We start from the raw sequence: 16,705 nt of genomic DNA, 5'->3' as shown, positions 1-16,705 counted from the left end.
GTTATTAGTCTACTTTTTTATTTCTGAATATAAATCTATATAAAATATTATGTAGTTAAATGCAAGGTAAACGTAGTTAAATCTACAAAAAAAAATAAGTAGACTTATGGTAGGTAAACGTAGTCATATTGGTAGGTAAACGTAGTCATATTGGTAGGTAAACGTAGTCATATTGGTAGGTAAACGTAGTCATATAACCCTTGAAAGCATTGTAAACAAAGGCTTTCAGCATGTCTAAAAGCATTTAAAAACTTTAAAATAATTAAAAGCCCAAGGAGTGAAAAATTGCCCTTGGTTTTCGCTACGCTCAAACTCTATTGAATCTCGCTTTCGCTCGATTCGTCGGGGAAATTTTTTGGCTCATCTCGTTGTGACTTCAATAAAAAGCAAAAGCACGATGAATTCGCTTCGCTCATAGAGCTTTTTTGCTCGCTGCGCTCGATCTAGAATCGAATTTTTATATTTAATTAAAAAGTTTTTAGCTTCGAATATCTAAAAGATTGTTTTTCAGAGAGTCTAAGCGCGAATTTCAGCGATTTCACTCGTAGACACTCGTTCTGTACCTTCCTATGTGAAGTTGAGCTTAAATCGCAAATGAGTGCATTTAAAAGCTAAGTTTTATATTGATTAGATAAAATCTTTACCTTTTGTATGAGGGTCATAAGAAAAAACAGGTTTTTTAGTCTTCAATTTTTCTGTATTTCTTTCTGCATTCGTCATTTTCATTTTTTCATTAGAAGTGGGGACCATATCCTGGGACTCTAATTTTTCTATTTTATGTAGATGTACCTTTTTTTCACTCATTCCCATTTTATTCAAATTTCGCAAAACTGAACTGTAAGAAATATTGTTCGCTAGCTCAGGTAAATCAGCGTGGATTTCCTTAATTGTATAACCAGCTTCTAGCCGTTTTTCTATTTCTGGTAATACAGAGATGATGAATTTTTTAGCGCCATGTCTAGTGACCATAATGACTTCCTCTTTCTTTAATTAATGTAATTATGTGCAACTATATGCAACTATATGCAATTATGAGCTTTTATAAGATTTTATAAGATTTTATAAGATTTTATAAGATTTTATATGAAATTATCTGCAACTATAAGCTTTTAAGTGGTTTTTATTCATTTTGATGTGCAATTATATGCGTTTATATGCAATTGAACTTTCAGTGATATTGGCAAGATGTGTAATGTTGGCCAACATGCAAGCATATTTACCCTCATTACTTCCACTTATTCGCCTTTCAGGCTCAACGTGGAATCTTGTCCTGCGGAGCTGCTGGCATAGCCAAAATGTAATTCAAGATGCTTTTGAGATCCTGAGGACGGCCAATATAAGGTCAGTATTAATCAAGATTTTTTAAACATTAAAATCTTGCATTTATGGCCCTGTAAGCCTTTCTGTACGTGAGTTTCAGAAGAAAGTGTATAGGTTTGGGCCTTATATAGTGGCTTTAGCCAGCTGTTCCCTGGTTCGATCCATGACAGCTTATGTGTCGCAACCGCCGGGCCACAGATTTTAAAGTGATCCAGCAGCTTTGTTTTGAAATTCAATTGTGTTCACATCTTTGTTTTTCCAAAGTCTATCTGCACATACTGCATGAAATGCTAAACCAGGAGTAACCTTTATATCTCCCATCACTGTGTTCCTTGTAAATATGTGAGTCCATTCTTTCGGTGAGTCTGGTCTACCTAGATATTTATCATCCAAGTAATATCCACGCGAACACATAACAGTAAAATTTGCCTGGAAGTTATGTTTAGAGTTTGGATAAATCATTTTCATATCAAAAGAACGAATATCATTGTCACTTGTTTTTATTGAATTTTTGTCTAGATAAACTTTTACTAATTCTTCTTTAGGTTGAACAAAAGCATTTACTAATTCCCACTTAGGTTGTTGGGCAAAAGAAACAACAGGAATTATAAAACCAAAAGAGATAAAGAGTTTTTTCATCTTAGATTCTTAATATTAGGGTGAAACAAATATAACCGTAGATGGGGTAAGAGAGTAAAAAAGTTTGATCCATAACAGCTTATGTGCCAGCAACCGCTGGGCTACAGATCCTCTTCAGATCCTCAGTGATCTTTATTTGAATGAAACCTAAGTGTTACTACGCCAAAGATTAAAACTATGCCCGTACAGCCTTCAGAGCTGCATCAAAGTAGCCAATCTAAAAAAGTGTAAAGTGTGTCCCCTTGTATAGTGGCGTTAGCCGTTGTTGTACTTCGCATAAGAGGTTTTATGTTAAACAGATGAATGAAATTAAAAATTAATCTTATAAATAAAAAATCCCGGCAGGATGCCGGGATTTTTTATTAGAACATTAGGTCTCTGTGTTCTTGCATGTTTTATATAGCGCCATCCTGGTGCTTATTTTTAATTTTATGGGATTTTATGAAGAAAAAAATTAAATCCAATTTTCTTCTTTTGCCACATTTATCGCATCAGATTTAAGCCTTTCTAATTCTTCAAAAACTTTAGGATCAAGTTTAGGACGAACTTTTTCAAATTTAGCTTTTAATAAATCTAAACTTCTTAAGAGCATTGAAAAAATGAGCTTCTGACGACCTAAATCATTAGTTGCCTTAAAGGTGGTGGGATCAATTCTTAAGCGAAAGTCCATATTTTTACGTTTAATTGAATAAAAAATGCGCTCATCAAAACTATCTCCCCCCATTATAATCGAAATGCACTTCCATTTATTTATTGGAATATCATAAGACTTATTTTGAAGTTGAGCATTTAAAGCATCTTCAACTGCATTACGTGCTTTAGATTCCTGTGAAGTTTGTTCTTCATTTAAAACCTCGCTACTTAACTCTGCGCTTAACCATACTTCCATAAATATTTCCTAGTAATTAGTTTTGTTCAACGGTGGTCTCGAACCAAAAGTTTCTATATGGTTAAGAATTTTTTCAGTTTGCAATCTATGCATATCTAACTAAAAGGTGTCTACAAAATCGGTGGCTATTCAGTTTTCTATAATTAGTATGATAGATACTATTTGAAATCGAAAATGGGAGTTATAAGCTCCCATTTTTAATAATTCTTTTTACATCTTGTATAATGCTCAATAGGTTATTTTTACTTAATTCTTTGTCCACTTTTATCAATGATCATTTCACCATCCTCTTTGATAAAAGCTCCTAATTGAGGCGCAGACAAAATATCTAAAACGAGTTCAGATGGTCTACAGAGTTTTACCCCCAGTTCAGTCACAACAAATGGACGATTAATTAAAATTGGATACTCAAGCATAAAATTAATGAGCTGTTCATTTGTCCAGTGCTGCTGATCCAAGTTGTGAGCTTCAAAAGGTTCCACGTTTTTGCGAATAGCTTCACGTATAGAGAGACCTGATTTCTCAATTAAATTAATGAGTTCACTTTTACCTGGAGGGTTGAGAAGATACTCAATAATTTCGGGTTCTTCTCCGGTATTTCGAATTAGCGCCAGTGTATTTCTTGATGTTCCGCACGCTGGATTATGATAGATCTTAACTTTTGATGACATTAAACTTACTCAGGACTTAATAATATTGCATTTATATATGGATATACGTATATTCGCAATAGCATATATTGGAGTATAGATTATGGATCAAGCAGATTTCTTTAAATGCCTATCTGACCCGACACGTCTAAATATTTTAAAAATTATTTTAGAAAGACAAAATGTATGTGTTTGTGAAATCACAGAGATATTACAACTGAGCCAACCTAAAATTTCTCGTCACTTGGCTTTACTCCGTAACCTTTCAATTTTGCTAGATGAGCGCAAGGGACAATGGGTGTATTACCGATTAAATCCTGATTTACCAGAATGGGTAAATGCAGTGTTCAGTGTTTTGAATGATGAAGTATTAAATAAACCTACGAGCAACTTATCTATCTCTATGCAATGCGAGTAATTCAATGTCCGCATCAAAGCTCTCATTCTTAGATCGAAACCTAACTCTATGGATTTTCATTACCATGGCATTAGGCGTAGGTATTGGGGTGTTTTTCCCTCAAACATCTGTTGTATTAGATCAATTAAGCATTAATTCAGTGAATATCCCTATCGCAATAGGGCTTATTTTGATGATGTATCCACCACTTGCCAAAGTTGACTATGCAACCTTGCCTAAAGTCTTTGAGGATAAGCGTACCCTTACATTATCTCTTGTTCAAAACTGGATCATTGCACCTTGCTTAATGTTTGGCTTGGCCATTATTTTTCTGCACGCCTATCCTGAATATATGACTGGCCTAATTCTCATAGGCTTAGCTCGATGTATTGCGATGGTCCTCGTCTGGAATGGTCTGGCATGTGGGGATAATCAATATGTTGCTGCTTTGGTTGCGTTTAACAGTATCTTCCAGATCTTGTTCTTTAGTACTTATGCTTGGTTGTTCTTGACCTTCTTACCGCCATTCTTTGGGGTAGAAGCACAAATCATTGATGTAAGCTTTTGGACCATTACTAATGCTGTTCTGGTTTATCTAGGTATTCCATTCTTACTTGGTTTTTTAACCCGGCTGATTTTAGTCAAACAGAAAGGTTTGGATTGGTATCAAACTAAGTTTATCCCAAAGATTAGCCCAATCAGCCTTATTGCGCTTTTATTCACGATTGTAGCCATGTTCAGTCTTAAAGGTGGTGAAGTGATTAGCCTTCCTCTAGACGTGCTTAGAATCGCTATTCCTTTGACGATCTATTTTGTTGCAATGTTCTTCATCAGCTTCTTTATGAGTAAGTGGATGGGCAACGATTACCCTAAAACGACTGCTATTTCCTTTACTGCGGCAGGCAACAATTTTGAATTAGCACTGGCTGTAGCGATTGCCACTTTTGGACTAGCTTCCCCTGTCGCCTTCACCACCGTAATTGGTCCATTGGTTGAAGTGCCTGTCTTGATTGCCTTAGTCACAGTCTCGCTATGGCTCAGAAAAAAAGTTTTTAAAGAGATATAAATCTGATGAATTTACCCAATATTGATTTCAGTCTTTTGGAAAAGCCAACTTTAGAAAAAGTTCAGGCAAAGAACCTTGAACATCCTCCAAGAATACTGCTTCTGTATGGCTCAAATCGTGATAGATCCTATAGCCGTTTAGCTGTTCAGGAAGCAGGCCGAATCCTGGAGTACTTCGGTGCGGAAGTTAAAATTTTCCATCCTAAAGGGCTACCTCTTCCTGAGGATGGTGATATGCAGCATCCCAAGGTAAAAGAACTGCATGAACTTTTAGCATGGTCAGAAGGCATGGTTTGGTGCTCTCCCGAACGTCATGGTTCAATGAGTTCGATTTTAAAAGCTCAAATTGACTGGATTCCATTAGCAGCAGGCGCAATACGTGCAACGCAAGGTAAAACCTTAGCTGTAATGCAAGTGTGTGGAGGTTCGCAATCTTTTAATGCTGTAAATCAATTACGTATTTTAGGGCGTTGGATGCGTATGATCACGATACCAAACCAGTCATCAGTTCCTAAAGCATTTCTTGAGTTTGAAGATGATGGTCGTATGAAACCTTCTTCTTATTACACGAGGATCGTCGATGTGATGGAAGAACTTTATAAGTTTACGCTTTTAACCAGGGGACAGTCCTCATATCTAACTGATCGCTACTCTGAACGTGTAGAAAGTGCGGAAGAGCTTTCAAAACGTGTGAATCAGAAGAGTATTTAGATTTCTTAAAATTAACATACTACACGTTATACGAAGGCAGAAATGGGAGCTATAAGCTCCTATTTTTAGTCTTTAATTCGCTTTTTCGCTTCGTCATAAACCATGCTATCAGCTCGTTTTCCGACGGTAATGAGCAGGATAACTACCTGATCATCTCTAACTTGATAGACAAGTCGGACACCAGCTTTTAATAATTTGATTTTATAGCAACCTGCAAGATCGCCTCTAAGCATATTCTTTGGAATATGTGGCTGCTCTATGACTTTGGCTATTTTCTTTTTAAATTGATCTCGTATAGCAACAGGGAGTTTTTCCCATTCTGCTGTAAAGTCCTTGTGACGTAAAAGCTTATAAGTCATCTAATGTGACTTCCTCAAACATCTCTTTAGGATCATTAATGCGCTTACGGACAATAGCTAATAATTCTTCATCTTCTTCCGAAAGCAAAGCTTTTTTGACGGGCAGTTTCCCAGTCGTAGCAACATACTCAAGAATACTAGTGAAGAAATCCGTAGGTGCAATACCTTGCTCTTTGAGGATTGAATAAGATTTTTCTTTAAGGGCTTCATCGACCCTGAAGTTAACAGTAGCCATCATATTTCCCAAGTGTTTAATGTGCTAGGAATAGTGTAATGCAAATTGCATTACGAGTCGACTTCTTATAATAACAATTATGTTAAATGAAGAAATTAATAACTTAGATTCTCCTCGTTAGATGATCAAAAATCTAATTCTAATATTAGACGCTTGCTCAATTTTTGATACAAATAATCATTTATAGTATATTTAATCAGTTGATATAATTAATTTTAAACACATTATTAGAATAACGGTGCAATATGCCAATTTTAATTCTAAAAGCTAAATCAAAAAGATGCTTTGATCCTAAAGTTTTGATGGTTTTAATTGAATGCTTACCAGAGAACGAAAGGCCTGCTATCAAAGAGTTATTAACTTTTTATCCTGAAGAAATTAAGTTAAGCCTAACTTCTGAAGTCTGGGAATCTACTATTCCAATAATATTAGAGCGATTAAATGGAGTATTTATTATTAGTGAATAAATTAATTTATAGCTTTTTTAAAATTAACATAATACACCTTATATGAAATGTGTTTGTTAGAACCCATTTAAAGTGTCTATATTCTCACCAATAAAAATGTCTGGTTTATGATGGTTTTTATCACCATGGACTGGATATAAAATATAGATGCTGATCACTATGTCTGATAAAGAAATTCAACGTCTTGCAGTTCTGCAAGACGTTAGAGATCATCGTATTACCCAGGTCCGTGCTGCTGAAATCCTGAATCTTTCCACCCGTCAAATTACCCGGTTATTGCAGAAGCTCAATCAAGATGGTGTCTCAGGTATGGCACATGCCAGTCGTGGTCAACCGGGTCATCGTCGCCATGACGTCCTGTTAAAATCAGAATGTCTTTCCATTATTTCTGAACATTTACTTGGCTTTGGTCCTACATTGGCTCATGAGAAGCTCAGCAGCATGTTTGGCCTGAATATCCCGGTAGAAACGGTTCGGCGCTGGATGACTGCAAATGACCTTTGGATTCCGCGATCCAAACGTCTAAAACGCCCATACCAGCCACGCTATAACCGTGATTGCTTCGGTGAGCTGATCCAGATTGATGGCTCATATCATGACTGGTTTGAAGGAAGAGCCACCAAATGCTGTTTGCTGGTTTATATCGATGATGCTACCGGCAAGCTGTTGCATCTACGCTTTTGTGAGGCTGAAACGACCTTTGACTATATGCTTTCAACCCAAGCCTACATTGAGCAATACGGCAAGCCCTTGGCCTTTTATAGCGATAAACACTCGGTATTTAGAGTCAACCAGAAATCCAGGCAAGATAGCCAGATCACGCAATTTGGGCGGATTCTGAATGAGTTAAATATTGATATTATCTTCGCCAACTCACCCCAGGCCAAAGGCCGTGTGGAACGTGCCAATAGAACACTCCAGGATCGCCTGATCAAGGAAATGCGCCTAGAAGGTATCTGTTCAATTGCCGAGGCAAATGCCTGGCTGCCCTGCTTTATTGAGCATTTCAATCAGAAGTTTGCCAAGTGTGCGCGAAACTCAAAGAATTTACATCGGCCATTAACCGAATCTCATCTTGAACTGGATGATATTTTTACCTGGCAGGAACCGCGTAAGGTCACCAAGAATCTGACCCTGACCTATGACAAATGTATTTATCTGCTTGAACCGATAGAGCTGAATCATAAGCTTGTTGGGCAATATATTTCATTTCTGGAGTACCCGGATGGGACTGTGGCCCTCATGCACGAGGGACGAAAGCTCAACTACAGCATTTTCAATAAATTAGCTGGGCTACAGCAGAATGAGATCGTTGAGAATAAACGGTTAGGTACAGTTCTGGCACATATTCAGCAACAGCATGAAGAGTTGGAAAAACAGAATAAACGTTCCCGTCTCAAGAAAAGTATGCCGAGTCGTAAAGCTCAGAAAGCTGTTATTGAACAAAGAAAGTTAAATCCTGTGCTTGACTCTTTTAGTTAAAAACAGGACATTTTAAATGGTTTATCGCATAGACATTTTAATTGGTGAATAACAGTGTTATAATTTTCCTTAGAAATCAAGGCTGTAGTTTCTATTTTTAAGCCCAACTTTACCAGGTTGGGCTTTTTTATTGTTTTACCATGTTCCGCGCTCAATAAATAAGCAATAGTCCACGATTTTGTTCAGTTTTAATAAACATCATCCGGTTTTTTGATGAGTCATTATTTTATGTGCTTGCACTGAAATTGGCTCATTGAAAAACAGGAGTCTTGGCTACCTCTTAATGAAAATTCACTTATTTAAAATAATGTATTAATAGGAACGTATTATGAGATTTCTGATTGCTTTGCTTTTTCCTTGGCTACTGTTTTTACGATAGGTCGTCCATTTGCAGGAATGATGTGTTTATTTCTTCAGATTACGATTTTAGGTTGGATCCCAGCTACTATCTGGGCGGCATATGCTTTGTCGCAATACAAAACCGATCAGAAAATTAGAAGAGCAATTCGCTCATCATAAATAGTTTAATTTTCTAATTTTTAGATCTAATGTCTTTTGTGATTTCCATCACACTTATCCATAAGTCAATGAGCAGATTGGAGAGGATTATTCGAGTAATAAGTGATCTAATAAGTCTTATCATAATAAATATAAAGCTCCAGAGCTAAAGAAATTAACCCTCTAATTTTTGGTTAGAAAAATAATTAAAAAAAGAATTAGAGGGTTTCATTTTTTATCAGATTCACTCTATTTTTTTCTACAAAGCTCCTATCCCATATGGGTATGGGGTTACTTTTTTGACTTTGCATAAGAGATTTTATGTTAAACAGAGAGATTCATTATTTCTTCAAAAATTAAAAAAACCGCCTATTAGGCGGTTTTTTATAAAATACTTCTAACTAGAGATATTTAAAACGGTAAAATTTGGTGGTTGATATATGATTTGTGTCTGGGAAAAAATCATCATTCCCGAAATTAAAAACATTAATATTGTTATTACAGAACTATATAATCGCATTCATTACTTATCAATCTTACTAGACCAACATACTAACCTTATATTGTTACATTTACAATAAAAACATGATTTTATTATATTTTTTGATTATTTATTAGTTTATTAAATATATATATAAGAAAACTTGATTATTTCTATTTTTAGTGTATAGTTACTTTAACTAGAAAAAAGTCTTGTTCCGGTAAATCTTCTTTAAGTATCGCAGTTTTAGTCATAATCCTTCGTTTTTTCAGATTTTAAGTCGCTTCTTTATTATTTTCAAAGTTATACCAGTCAATAAAATGACTCAAAATTATTAAAAATTAGTAGGATATATTATGTCAAACTCAAATATTGTTAAAGGTACTGTAAAGTGGTTTAACGAAACTAAAGGTTTTGGTTTTATTCAACAAGAATCAGGTCCAGACGTTTTTGCTCATTTTAGCGAAATCGCAAGTTCAGGTTTCAAAACCTTAATGGAAGGCCAAATGGTTGAATTCAGCGTAGCCCAAGGTCAAAAAGGACCGAATGCTGTAAATATTGTTGCTATCTAAGCAGTAATAAGCAGTAATAAAAAGCACTTATGAGTGCTTTTTTTAAAATTTAATTTTAAGTTATTTCCAAAATTGGAAAATTTTCAGAAAAACAGGATTCGAGTTGTTAAAAATAAATTATTTAATTGCAAAAGCTAAAAATGGTACTGAAATTATTGTTTCATTAATTCCCCTCAATAAAACGCAAAGTACACGTCAGGGGTTAAAAACAATCGAAGTGGGTAAAAGAGTTCTTCTTTCATCGGGGATGGAGGTTGATTTAAATTTAGATGGCCGTACATTTTATACTTCTTTAAATCAGTTATTTAAACTGGATCATAGAGTTTTCTAGATAAAAAAATACTAAAAATCAGATATTTATTTAAATAGTTTTAACTATAATGTTAATAAAGGTATATATGCTTAAACACAGTATTAATGTAAAAGATCAGTTTGGGGTTAAACACGCTATTCAAGCAACTGTAGATCATCAGTTTACCATTACTGGCTCTCATTCAAATATAAAACATATCACTGTTGAGGGTGAAGATATTCGACCTAGTTTTGAAATGTTTTTTCAAAGTACTTTAAGTGGAAAAATCTTTAAAATTTTATAGATAAAGATAATCTGTACTTAATTTTAACAAGTAAAAAACAAGCATCTTATCTATTTATACATAAAATTTATTTGAAAGCCTATTTTAGATAATTAGATAGTGTTACTGTCCTTTCTAAGTATGAAAATACTATTTCTACACTTAGTGGGGTAAACATGAGTTTTTCTAAAATTATTTTATCTACTATATCTTTAGACATAGAAAGATCACATGAGCAAGCTTATCTAAAAGGTGCAGAATCACTTTTAAAACTTGCTGATATAGTATTAGAAAACGAAGAATATCATGAAATAATCAAATCATTTTTATGTGATTATCATTTAAGAAACTATTTTGATTTTGAGGAGTTATGTTTACTCCCTCGCTATCTTCTTTTGCGTTGCTTAAATGCAATGACTTTAAAATGTTCTTTTGGTTCAACACTTGAAGATTTTATGCTGGGTGGAGATACTTTAATTAAAAAGTGGCAAATGAGTATTTAAATTATAGTAAATAAAAAACCCCGGCATCCTGCCGGGGTTTTTCATCGTTGCTGATTGTGCTGTTGTACCCTCTGGTCCATGTGCAATAACTTATAATTTTTGTTTTATGTTATGGAACATCCTGTTCCTGATGACTTGATCATAGGAAAATTCCACTGTTCCAGGTAGTAGCAAAGGGCCGAGATTGATGTGCGCCAAAGCGTACAAAATAGCCTAAATTTTATCCCCAGCAATTGGGGATAGTTTTGGAACCTGGATCCGCATGAAATGGGCACTGATTACCAAACTGATCATTTGTTAATCAATTTTCTTGGCAAAATGTTACAGATTCGCCTAAAAACTCACCAACTTATTACAAAAGCCATTTTTTGAGCTTTTTGTGATCAGGCTGAAATTTTTAAGTTATTGATATTTATATTAATATACAAGTGTACTTCGTATAACCGCCATTATGTTAAATAGAGAGTTGTTTAGTGGAAAAATCAAGTTTTTAAAATTTCAAATAAGAGATTTTTTGTTAAGGGAGTCATTGCTTCATATAAATATTAAAAGCTTTCCAAGTGTCCAGTTTCTTCCCCCTGACTTTAGGATTTTCTTGCTTTAGATATTGCCAATAGACGGCTGCATTTCTCTGAAAAAAATCATCAATTTTGCAGAATAAAGTTGTAAAATCGCATATAGAATGGCTAGTTGATTTATGTGTGTCGTAACTCATTTATCAACTCAGTCCTCTTTTGTTCAACTCAATTTCTTATCCATGATTCGGGTTAAGTAATATCCGTTAAAGGGAATAATTACAGTTTTTGTAAACAAGAAATTTTAAAAATGTAAAAATAAGGATGTCATATTTTGAGTCAAGCTTATACCAAAGAGGAAAAAAAAAGTCGTATTAAGGGGATTGTAGGTGCAGCCTCCGGTAACTTAGTAGAATGGTTCGATTTCTATATTTATGCTGTATTTGCGGTGTATTTTACTAAAGCACTTACTGCACCGAATATGGATAACTCTACACAGGCTATTTATGTCTGGGGTGTTTTTGCCGCTAGCTTCTTTATGCGTCCAATTGGTAGCTGGTTATTTGGCCGCATTGCTGATAAACATGGCCGTAAAAAATCCATGGTAATTTCTATCTGTCTGATGGCTTTAAGTTCATTCTTGTTTGCAGCTTTGCCTACCTATGAGCAGGTCGGAATGGCCGCACCATTCCTGTTGTTGTTGGTGCGTCTGTTACAGGGCTTGTCGGTCGGAGGGGAATATGGTGCAGTCGCTACTTATATGAGTGAATTGGGTCTTAAAGGACAGCGCGGATTTTTTTCCTCCTTCCAGTACGTAACTTTGACCGGTGGTCAGCTATTGGCAAGTCTATTGGGCGTGATTTTTCTTGGCTTTATGACTGAGCAACAGTTACAAGAAGGTGGGTGGCGTATTCCATTCGTGATTGGTGGTTTAGCAGCGATTGTGTCTTTACTGGCACGTAGCCGTCTGGAAGAAACGCTGTCCCATGACGAGAGCGATAAGGAAGAATCAGGCACACTTAGAGAGTTATTTAAGAATCACTGGAAAACTTTTTTACTGGTAGTGGGTTATACTTCCGCGGGTTCACTCAGTTTTTATGTTATTACTGTTTATTCAAAGACCTACATGACCAATATTGGTATCGATGCGACCACAGTAGGTCTTATTATGACTGTATGTATCTTTATCCTAATGGTAGCTCAGCCATTCTTTGGCATATTATCCGATAAGATTAGCCGTCGAAATTCCATGCTGTTATTTAGTAGTTTGATGGCAATTGCAATTTATCCAGTCATGGCAATTGGAATGCGGACATTTAGTGATTCACCAGTGATTGTCGCACTGTTGTTGATTTTCCTAATGATGCTGTTGAGTTTATATACTTCAATCAGTGGTATCGTAAAGGCAGAGATGTTCCCGCCACATGTACGTGCACTGGGAGTGGGTTTTTCTTATGCAGTCGGAAATGCAGTTTTCGGTGGCTCAGCACCTTCTGTTGCATTACAGTTTAAATCCGCCGGTATTGAAAATACATTCTTTATTTATGTGATTGTGATGCTAGTGATTTGCTTTTTATGTAGTCTACAGCTACCAAAAGAAGCTAAATATTTGAAAGATGATCATTAATAAGCATCTAGTTCTAAACTAGTTTGATATTTATTCCATAAAAAACACCTTATGCAATGCATTGGGTGTTTTTTATTTAACTTCTCTAAAATGAACATAATACGCGTTATACGAAATTCAAATCTTATTCCTTTAAAAATCAATTTCTTATATACTATTAAAAAGCCCATTCACCCTCGAATGGGCTTTTTTTATGTTTCCCCTTGTTCTGCGCTTGAATTTTGAGCAATGTTCCACGGATTTGATAAGCTCAGGTGAGTAATCAGGAAGCTTGGTCTTTTTCTTTTTGGCGTTTATTTAGGTCTTTCTTTAGAGCCTTTTTATCCTGGTAAGACGTAATCAGCATGATCGGGATCAGTACAGGAGCCATCACAATACTCAGGACAATATCTTTCAATTTTGGCATGATCTTTCTCCCTTATGTGCCACCTTTTGAGTTTGAAACAATGTTCGATGATAAGATTAACCCGTTAGGTCAGGTGGCTTAACTTAAATAAAAAAGTCTTCGACAAACCCGGTACGGTTCACAGATTATAATAGTAATTATTAAGGGTTTAAGGCACGTAAGGTATTTCATGCAACCACCTATTCAGATAAAGGAAAACACACAAGTTGAAGTTACCAACTTGGTGCCGAAAATGGTAAATCATATTATTTTTGCTGTCGCTTTCGCACATTTACTCAATGATTTAATTCAAGCTGCTTTACCAGCTATTTACCCATTACTAAAAGATAATTTTTCATTAAGTTTTACGCAAATCGGTCTAATTTCATTGGTCTACCAAATTACAGCTTCATTATTGCAACCTTGGATCGGTTTATATACTGACAAATATCCCAAACCTTATCTTCTGCCTTTAGGAATGGTAGTTACCTTGATAGGGATTGTAATGCTCGCATTTTCTAGTAGTTTTTATATGCTACTTGTCTCTGCGTCACTAATTGGGGTTGGTTCATCAACTTTTCATCCTGAAGCTTCTCGTGTTGCACGTATGGCTTCTGGTGGTCGATTTGGTACAGCTCAATCGACTTTTCAAGTTGGTGGTAATACTGGGTCTGCAATTGGTCCATTGTTGGCTGCTATTATTATCGTCCCTAACGGTCAAGCTTCAGCATCCTGGTTGGTGTTATTTGCTTTAATTGCAATTTTTGTTTTATTTAAAGTGAGTAAATGGACTATTCATCATGCGGAAACTCAAATTAGCAAAACAACATCTATCACAAGTTTTAAATTAAATGGCCGTACCTTAGTTCGAGCTCTCATAATTATTTCTATACTAATGCTTGTAAAGTTTACTTATATCGCAAGCATCAGCAATTACTATACTTTTTATTTAATCGAAAAATTTAAGCTTCCAATTCAGAGTGCTCAATTATATTTATTTGCTTTTTTGGCAGCAGTCGCTTTTGGTACATTTTTTGGTGGCCCTATTGGTGATCGTATTGGACGTAAAGCGGTTATTTGGATTTCGTTTTTAGGAATGGCTCCATTCGCTATATTCATTCCTTATGCAAATTTATTTTGGACATGTATTCTCGCGATTATGTCGGGTTTAATTATTTCATCTGCATTTTCTGCAATGGTCGTATATGCACAAGAAGCGGTTCCTGGGCGTGTTGGGATGATTGCTGGACTAATGTTTGGTTTAATGTTTGGTTTAAGTGGTATAGCAGCAGCTAGTTTAGGATATCTAGCTGATAGAAACGGCATAGAATGGGTATTTACACTATGTTCATATTTACCTTTATTAGGAATTTTTACTTTATTCCTACCTAATACCCAACTTAAAAAATTTAGAACATAATAAGCAGTTTTTTAAGAATTATTAAAATGAACATAATACACCTTATACGAAATGCTCTGTAAAATTCATTTTAAAACAATGTCTTATATCTTTAAAAAAAGCCTAAGCAGTCACTCTTAGGCTTTTTTGTGGATTTTTCATGTTCCACGCTTAATAAGTGAACAATGTTCCACGATCTTGATTAGGTCAATTGAATAATCAGGATGCCTGGTCTTTTTCTTTTTGGCGTTCATCCAGCTCTTTCTTCAGTGCCTTTTTATCCTGGTACGATGCAATCAGCATAATCGGGATCAGCAGCGGAGCCACAATAATGCCCAGGGCAATGTCTTTCAGTTTCGGCATGATTTCTCTCCCTAGATTGCTCAGTCATGATCAAAAACAGCATTTAGCACACGGCCAAATAATCCACGTTTTTTAGGTTCTGGTTCAACATGCTCGGGAAGATGGATCCGTTTACTCTCGGAAGTAGTCAATTCGTCATAGTTAGAGTCAGTCTGTGACCGAGGATCCGTTGCTATATTTGAATTTGTAGATTCATTTAGCTTCTCAATATTTTCTTGTTGTGACTGTTCTAAGGTGCCTTTAAACTCAATTCTATGAGTAAGATCTTCAATATGTTGCATCAAAGACTTTTCTCTTTGATTTGCTAAATCTAACTGATTTTTTAGTAAAGAAATCTGATCTTTTAATAGATTTTCGACTTCAGATTGAACGTGTACCTGTACATCCTTCTGAACTTGTTCAGTACGTGTACTGGACTGAACACCGATTGGGTTGCCATAAACTCTGATAAGTTCAGATAAGTCTATTAGACCATCATTATCTCTTGATAATTCACCATTTTTTAAAGCCTCATATATTGTTGTCCGTGATTTTTTAAAGGCTTTACTTGCGTCCATAACGCTAAATTTTGTAGTGTTCAATACAATCCCTCTGTTCATGTACAAGGATGTTCAGGTGAGCATATTACTGAACATTATCTTTATTTTGTTTGAAAGCCAACCTTTACTAGATATGGATATAGTTCTTTAAATTTTTCAGCATCTAATAGCATTTCGGCAATTCGTACGGCAAATTGCGGATAGCTTTCGGTGCCTTGAGAATACTTACTCATTTCAGGCAGTTCTGACAATTTGTTAGCAAATAAATGACGCTGAGCATCTGTTAACTTGGTGAAAATATCTAAGGTGTTTTGATCTCTAGCTTCTAGATTTGGTTTGTTAACGTTTTTCTTTTGCTTGAATGAGAATGAAAAGCCATAAATTGAACGTCCTTTTTTATGCTGCTCATATTTAACAGTGATATCTGTAAACTCATTAACTTGAGCTATAGCTAGATGTAAGACTCTGTCTTTAAAGTTCCCCATTCTTGTGTACTCATCATCAAGCACACCAATTTTTTTTCTAAACTCTTCAAGCTCTATAACAGGAGTTTGGCCAGTGCTACGCCATGCGATCAATAATTCATATAGGCGTACAGCATAAGCACTACTGAGATTACTAACTTGCTGTAATTCATACTTAGTGAACTGTTCTTCGAGTTTAGTAATTAATGGAACAATAGCAGGTGCAAAAATTAACTTAACAGTCGCTTCAGCATCAATATAACGAATCTCACTAACCCATCGGCTTAGTACGTTTTCGATGTTTCCTCGTTTATTCATCTCTTGATAGCTAAATTGTCTAGCAAATAAATCTTTTGAAGCATCCTTTAATGCTTGATAGGCAGTCTGTCTTGCAACATTGAATTGATTGATATAGCTCTCTGCATGCACTTCTAAAGGGTTGTTTGCATTAATGCCTTTACCACTTTCTCTTGCTTCAACAATAGCTAAAAGAATAAGTCGCTGTTCAACTAGATCTAGGTTATAGCTTGCGTTAATTAAAGCATTATCTTTTACAACTAGATCTCGCAT

At 35.4% G+C, this 16,705-nt stretch carries 21 protein-coding genes and 2 pseudogenes; 12 read left to right on the top strand and 11 right to left on the bottom strand.

From position 1 onward, the window contains the following. Positions 1 to 627 precede the first annotated feature (627 nt). From AC3IT7_RS15695 to arsC, 4 genes are all read right to left on the bottom strand, one after another. Positions 628 to 969 carry a hypothetical protein gene (locus AC3IT7_RS15695; protein WP_163169833.1) on the bottom strand — a complete coding sequence of 114 codons (342 nt, stop codon included), beginning with the start codon at positions 967 to 969 and terminating at the stop codon, positions 628 to 630. A 552-nt stretch (positions 970 to 1,521) separates the two neighbouring features. Then, positions 1,522 to 1,959 carry a hypothetical protein gene (locus AC3IT7_RS15690; RefSeq protein WP_180191642.1) on the bottom strand — a complete coding sequence of 146 codons (438 nt, stop codon included), beginning with the start codon at positions 1,957 to 1,959 and terminating at the stop codon, positions 1,522 to 1,524. 454 nt (positions 1,960 to 2,413) lie between these two features. Next, the gene (locus AC3IT7_RS15685) at positions 2,414 to 2,848 is read right to left on the bottom strand and encodes an Imm44 family immunity protein (RefSeq protein ID WP_489250061.1); all 435 of its coding nucleotides are present in this window, start codon (positions 2,846 to 2,848) and stop codon (positions 2,414 to 2,416) included. Between the two features lie 242 nt (positions 2,849 to 3,090). Next, the gene (arsC, locus tag AC3IT7_RS15680) at positions 3,091 to 3,519 is read right to left on the bottom strand and encodes an arsenate reductase (glutaredoxin) (protein ID WP_489250060.1); all 429 of its coding nucleotides are present in this window, start codon (positions 3,517 to 3,519) and stop codon (positions 3,091 to 3,093) included. 82 nt (positions 3,520 to 3,601) lie between these two features. Between arsC and AC3IT7_RS15675 the strand changes: the two genes are divergently transcribed. From AC3IT7_RS15675 to arsH, 3 genes are read left to right on the top strand one after another with little or no spacing between them, the layout of a single operon-like run. Continuing rightward, complete coding sequence (locus tag AC3IT7_RS15675) at positions 3,602 to 3,916, top strand: ArsR/SmtB family transcription factor (protein ID WP_489250059.1); 315 nt, start codon at positions 3,602 to 3,604, stop codon at positions 3,914 to 3,916. 4 nt (positions 3,917 to 3,920) lie between these two features. Then, positions 3,921 to 4,961, top strand: a complete 1,041-nt coding sequence (arsB, locus tag AC3IT7_RS15670; RefSeq protein ID WP_489250058.1) for an ACR3 family arsenite efflux transporter — start codon at positions 3,921 to 3,923, stop codon at positions 4,959 to 4,961. 5 nt (positions 4,962 to 4,966) lie between these two features. Beyond that, positions 4,967 to 5,671: an arsenical resistance protein ArsH gene (arsH, locus tag AC3IT7_RS15665; protein ID WP_489250057.1), complete on the top strand. Its 705-nt coding sequence runs from the start codon at positions 4,967 to 4,969 to the stop codon at positions 5,669 to 5,671. 65 nt (positions 5,672 to 5,736) lie between these two features. Here the strand turns inward: arsH and AC3IT7_RS15660 are convergent, their stop codons facing one another. Then, positions 5,737 to 6,030: a type II toxin-antitoxin system RelE family toxin gene (locus AC3IT7_RS15660; RefSeq protein WP_489250056.1), complete on the bottom strand. Its 294-nt coding sequence runs from the start codon at positions 6,028 to 6,030 to the stop codon at positions 5,737 to 5,739. After that, complete coding sequence (locus tag AC3IT7_RS15655; protein WP_489250055.1) at positions 6,020 to 6,265, bottom strand: type II toxin-antitoxin system RelB/DinJ family antitoxin; 246 nt, start codon at positions 6,263 to 6,265, stop codon at positions 6,020 to 6,022. Before AC3IT7_RS15655 ends, AC3IT7_RS15660 begins: the two co-directional genes overlap by 11 nt. Before the next feature lie 245 nt (positions 6,266 to 6,510). Between AC3IT7_RS15655 and AC3IT7_RS15650 the strand changes: the two genes are divergently transcribed. The 7 genes and pseudogenes from AC3IT7_RS15650 to AC3IT7_RS15620 all read left to right on the top strand — a co-directional run bounded on the left by AC3IT7_RS15650 (position 6,511) and on the right by AC3IT7_RS15620 (position 10,843). After that, positions 6,511 to 6,732: a hypothetical protein gene (locus AC3IT7_RS15650; RefSeq protein ID WP_489250054.1), complete on the top strand. Its 222-nt coding sequence runs from the start codon at positions 6,511 to 6,513 to the stop codon at positions 6,730 to 6,732. A 147-nt stretch (positions 6,733 to 6,879) separates the two neighbouring features. Then, on the top strand, positions 6,880 to 8,214 hold the full coding sequence (locus AC3IT7_RS15645) for an ISNCY family transposase (protein ID WP_489250029.1): 1,335 nt from the start codon (positions 6,880 to 6,882) through the stop codon (positions 8,212 to 8,214). 328 nt (positions 8,215 to 8,542) lie between these two features. Continuing rightward, positions 8,543 to 8,733 (top strand): annotated as a pseudogene (locus AC3IT7_RS15640) (YqaE/Pmp3 family membrane protein). Positions 8,734 to 9,549: 816 nt separating this feature from the next. Continuing rightward, positions 9,550 to 9,765: a cold-shock protein gene (locus AC3IT7_RS15635; protein ID WP_489250067.1), complete on the top strand. Its 216-nt coding sequence runs from the start codon at positions 9,550 to 9,552 to the stop codon at positions 9,763 to 9,765. Between the two features lie 103 nt (positions 9,766 to 9,868). Further along, positions 9,869 to 10,096 (top strand): hypothetical protein, encoded by a 228-nt coding sequence (locus AC3IT7_RS15630; protein ID WP_489250066.1) that lies wholly within the window; start codon positions 9,869 to 9,871, stop codon positions 10,094 to 10,096. Between the two features lie 67 nt (positions 10,097 to 10,163). Further along, positions 10,164 to 10,361: a hypothetical protein gene (locus tag AC3IT7_RS15625; RefSeq protein ID WP_489250065.1), complete on the top strand. Its 198-nt coding sequence runs from the start codon at positions 10,164 to 10,166 to the stop codon at positions 10,359 to 10,361. 155 nt (positions 10,362 to 10,516) lie between these two features. Continuing rightward, positions 10,517 to 10,843 carry a hypothetical protein gene (locus tag AC3IT7_RS15620; RefSeq protein WP_489250064.1) on the top strand — a complete coding sequence of 109 codons (327 nt, stop codon included), beginning with the start codon at positions 10,517 to 10,519 and terminating at the stop codon, positions 10,841 to 10,843. Between the two features lie 577 nt (positions 10,844 to 11,420). Here the strand turns inward: AC3IT7_RS15620 and AC3IT7_RS15615 are convergent. After that, positions 11,421 to 11,522: pseudogene (locus AC3IT7_RS15615) on the bottom strand (IS982 family transposase); the annotation flags it as partial. Positions 11,523 to 11,692: 170 nt separating this feature from the next. On the opposite strand from AC3IT7_RS15615, the gene AC3IT7_RS15610 reads away from it, so the two are divergent. Continuing rightward, a complete protein-coding gene (locus tag AC3IT7_RS15610; protein ID WP_489250063.1) occupies positions 11,693 to 12,985 on the top strand; it encodes an MFS transporter in 1,293 nt (430 codons plus the stop codon). Positions 12,986 to 13,247: 262 nt separating this feature from the next. Here AC3IT7_RS15610 and AC3IT7_RS15605 read toward each other — a convergent pair whose 3' ends face one another. Continuing rightward, positions 13,248 to 13,391, bottom strand: coding sequence for a hypothetical protein (locus AC3IT7_RS15605; protein ID WP_005166632.1), 144 nt, complete (start codon positions 13,389 to 13,391; stop codon positions 13,248 to 13,250). Between the two features lie 169 nt (positions 13,392 to 13,560). Here AC3IT7_RS15605 and AC3IT7_RS15600 point away from each other — a divergent pair, with 169 nt between their 5' ends. Beyond that, positions 13,561 to 14,790, top strand: a complete 1,230-nt coding sequence (locus AC3IT7_RS15600) for an MFS transporter (RefSeq protein WP_005166634.1) — start codon at positions 13,561 to 13,563, stop codon at positions 14,788 to 14,790. Between the two features lie 198 nt (positions 14,791 to 14,988). On the opposite strand, the gene AC3IT7_RS15595 is transcribed toward AC3IT7_RS15600, so the two are convergent. The 3 genes from AC3IT7_RS15595 to repM are packed head-to-tail and all read right to left on the bottom strand — an operon-like array spanning position 14,989 to position 16,705. After that, positions 14,989 to 15,132 carry a hypothetical protein gene (locus AC3IT7_RS15595; protein WP_001125247.1) on the bottom strand — a complete coding sequence of 48 codons (144 nt, stop codon included), beginning with the start codon at positions 15,130 to 15,132 and terminating at the stop codon, positions 14,989 to 14,991. Between the two features lie 20 nt (positions 15,133 to 15,152). Continuing rightward, positions 15,153 to 15,713 (bottom strand): plasmid replication DNA-binding protein, encoded by a 561-nt coding sequence (locus AC3IT7_RS15590; RefSeq protein WP_489250062.1) that lies wholly within the window; start codon positions 15,711 to 15,713, stop codon positions 15,153 to 15,155. Between the two features lie 59 nt (positions 15,714 to 15,772). Next, positions 15,773 to 16,705, bottom strand: a complete 933-nt coding sequence (repM, locus tag AC3IT7_RS15585; protein WP_002124966.1) for a replication initiation protein RepM — start codon at positions 16,703 to 16,705, stop codon at positions 15,773 to 15,775.

The sequence above is a fragment of the Acinetobacter sp. KH_038 genome, assembly GCF_057839405.1.
This window is presented reverse-complemented; position numbering and strand designations above follow the sequence as displayed.

What these genes read in the sequence shown, in the direction of transcription:
- AC3IT7_RS15695 (WP_163169833.1), bottom strand. Translation starts at nt 969, where the DNA reads ATGGTCACTAGACATGGCGCTAAAAAATTCATCATCTCTGTATTACCA.
- AC3IT7_RS15690 (WP_180191642.1), bottom strand. Translation starts at nt 1,959, where the DNA reads ATGAAAAAACTCTTTATCTCTTTTGGTTTTATAATTCCTGTTGTTTCT.
- AC3IT7_RS15685 (WP_489250061.1), bottom strand. Translation starts at nt 2,848, where the DNA reads ATGGAAGTATGGTTAAGCGCAGAGTTAAGTAGCGAGGTTTTAAATGAA.
- arsC (WP_489250060.1), bottom strand. Translation starts at nt 3,519, where the DNA reads ATGTCATCAAAAGTTAAGATCTATCATAATCCAGCGTGCGGAACATCA.
- AC3IT7_RS15675 (WP_489250059.1), top strand. Translation starts at nt 3,602, where the DNA reads ATGGATCAAGCAGATTTCTTTAAATGCCTATCTGACCCGACACGTCTA.
- arsB (WP_489250058.1), top strand. Translation starts at nt 3,921, where the DNA reads ATGTCCGCATCAAAGCTCTCATTCTTAGATCGAAACCTAACTCTATGG.
- arsH (WP_489250057.1), top strand. Translation starts at nt 4,967, where the DNA reads ATGAATTTACCCAATATTGATTTCAGTCTTTTGGAAAAGCCAACTTTA.
- AC3IT7_RS15660 (WP_489250056.1), bottom strand. Translation starts at nt 6,030, where the DNA reads ATGACTTATAAGCTTTTACGTCACAAGGACTTTACAGCAGAATGGGAA.
- AC3IT7_RS15655 (WP_489250055.1), bottom strand. Translation starts at nt 6,265, where the DNA reads ATGGCTACTGTTAACTTCAGGGTCGATGAAGCCCTTAAAGAAAAATCT.
- AC3IT7_RS15650 (WP_489250054.1), top strand. Translation starts at nt 6,511, where the DNA reads ATGCCAATTTTAATTCTAAAAGCTAAATCAAAAAGATGCTTTGATCCT.
- AC3IT7_RS15645 (WP_489250029.1), top strand. Translation starts at nt 6,880, where the DNA reads ATGCTGATCACTATGTCTGATAAAGAAATTCAACGTCTTGCAGTTCTG.
- AC3IT7_RS15635 (WP_489250067.1), top strand. Translation starts at nt 9,550, where the DNA reads ATGTCAAACTCAAATATTGTTAAAGGTACTGTAAAGTGGTTTAACGAA.
- AC3IT7_RS15625 (WP_489250065.1), top strand. Translation starts at nt 10,164, where the DNA reads ATGCTTAAACACAGTATTAATGTAAAAGATCAGTTTGGGGTTAAACAC.
- AC3IT7_RS15620 (WP_489250064.1), top strand. Translation starts at nt 10,517, where the DNA reads ATGAGTTTTTCTAAAATTATTTTATCTACTATATCTTTAGACATAGAA.
- AC3IT7_RS15605 (WP_005166632.1), bottom strand. Translation starts at nt 13,391, where the DNA reads ATGCCAAAATTGAAAGATATTGTCCTGAGTATTGTGATGGCTCCTGTA.
- AC3IT7_RS15600 (WP_005166634.1), top strand. Translation starts at nt 13,561, where the DNA reads ATGCAACCACCTATTCAGATAAAGGAAAACACACAAGTTGAAGTTACC.
- AC3IT7_RS15595 (WP_001125247.1), bottom strand. Translation starts at nt 15,132, where the DNA reads ATGCCGAAACTGAAAGACATTGCCCTGGGCATTATTGTGGCTCCGCTG.
- repM (WP_002124966.1), bottom strand. Translation starts at nt 16,705, where the DNA reads ATGCGAGATCTAGTTGTAAAAGATAATGCTTTAATTAACGCAAGCTAT.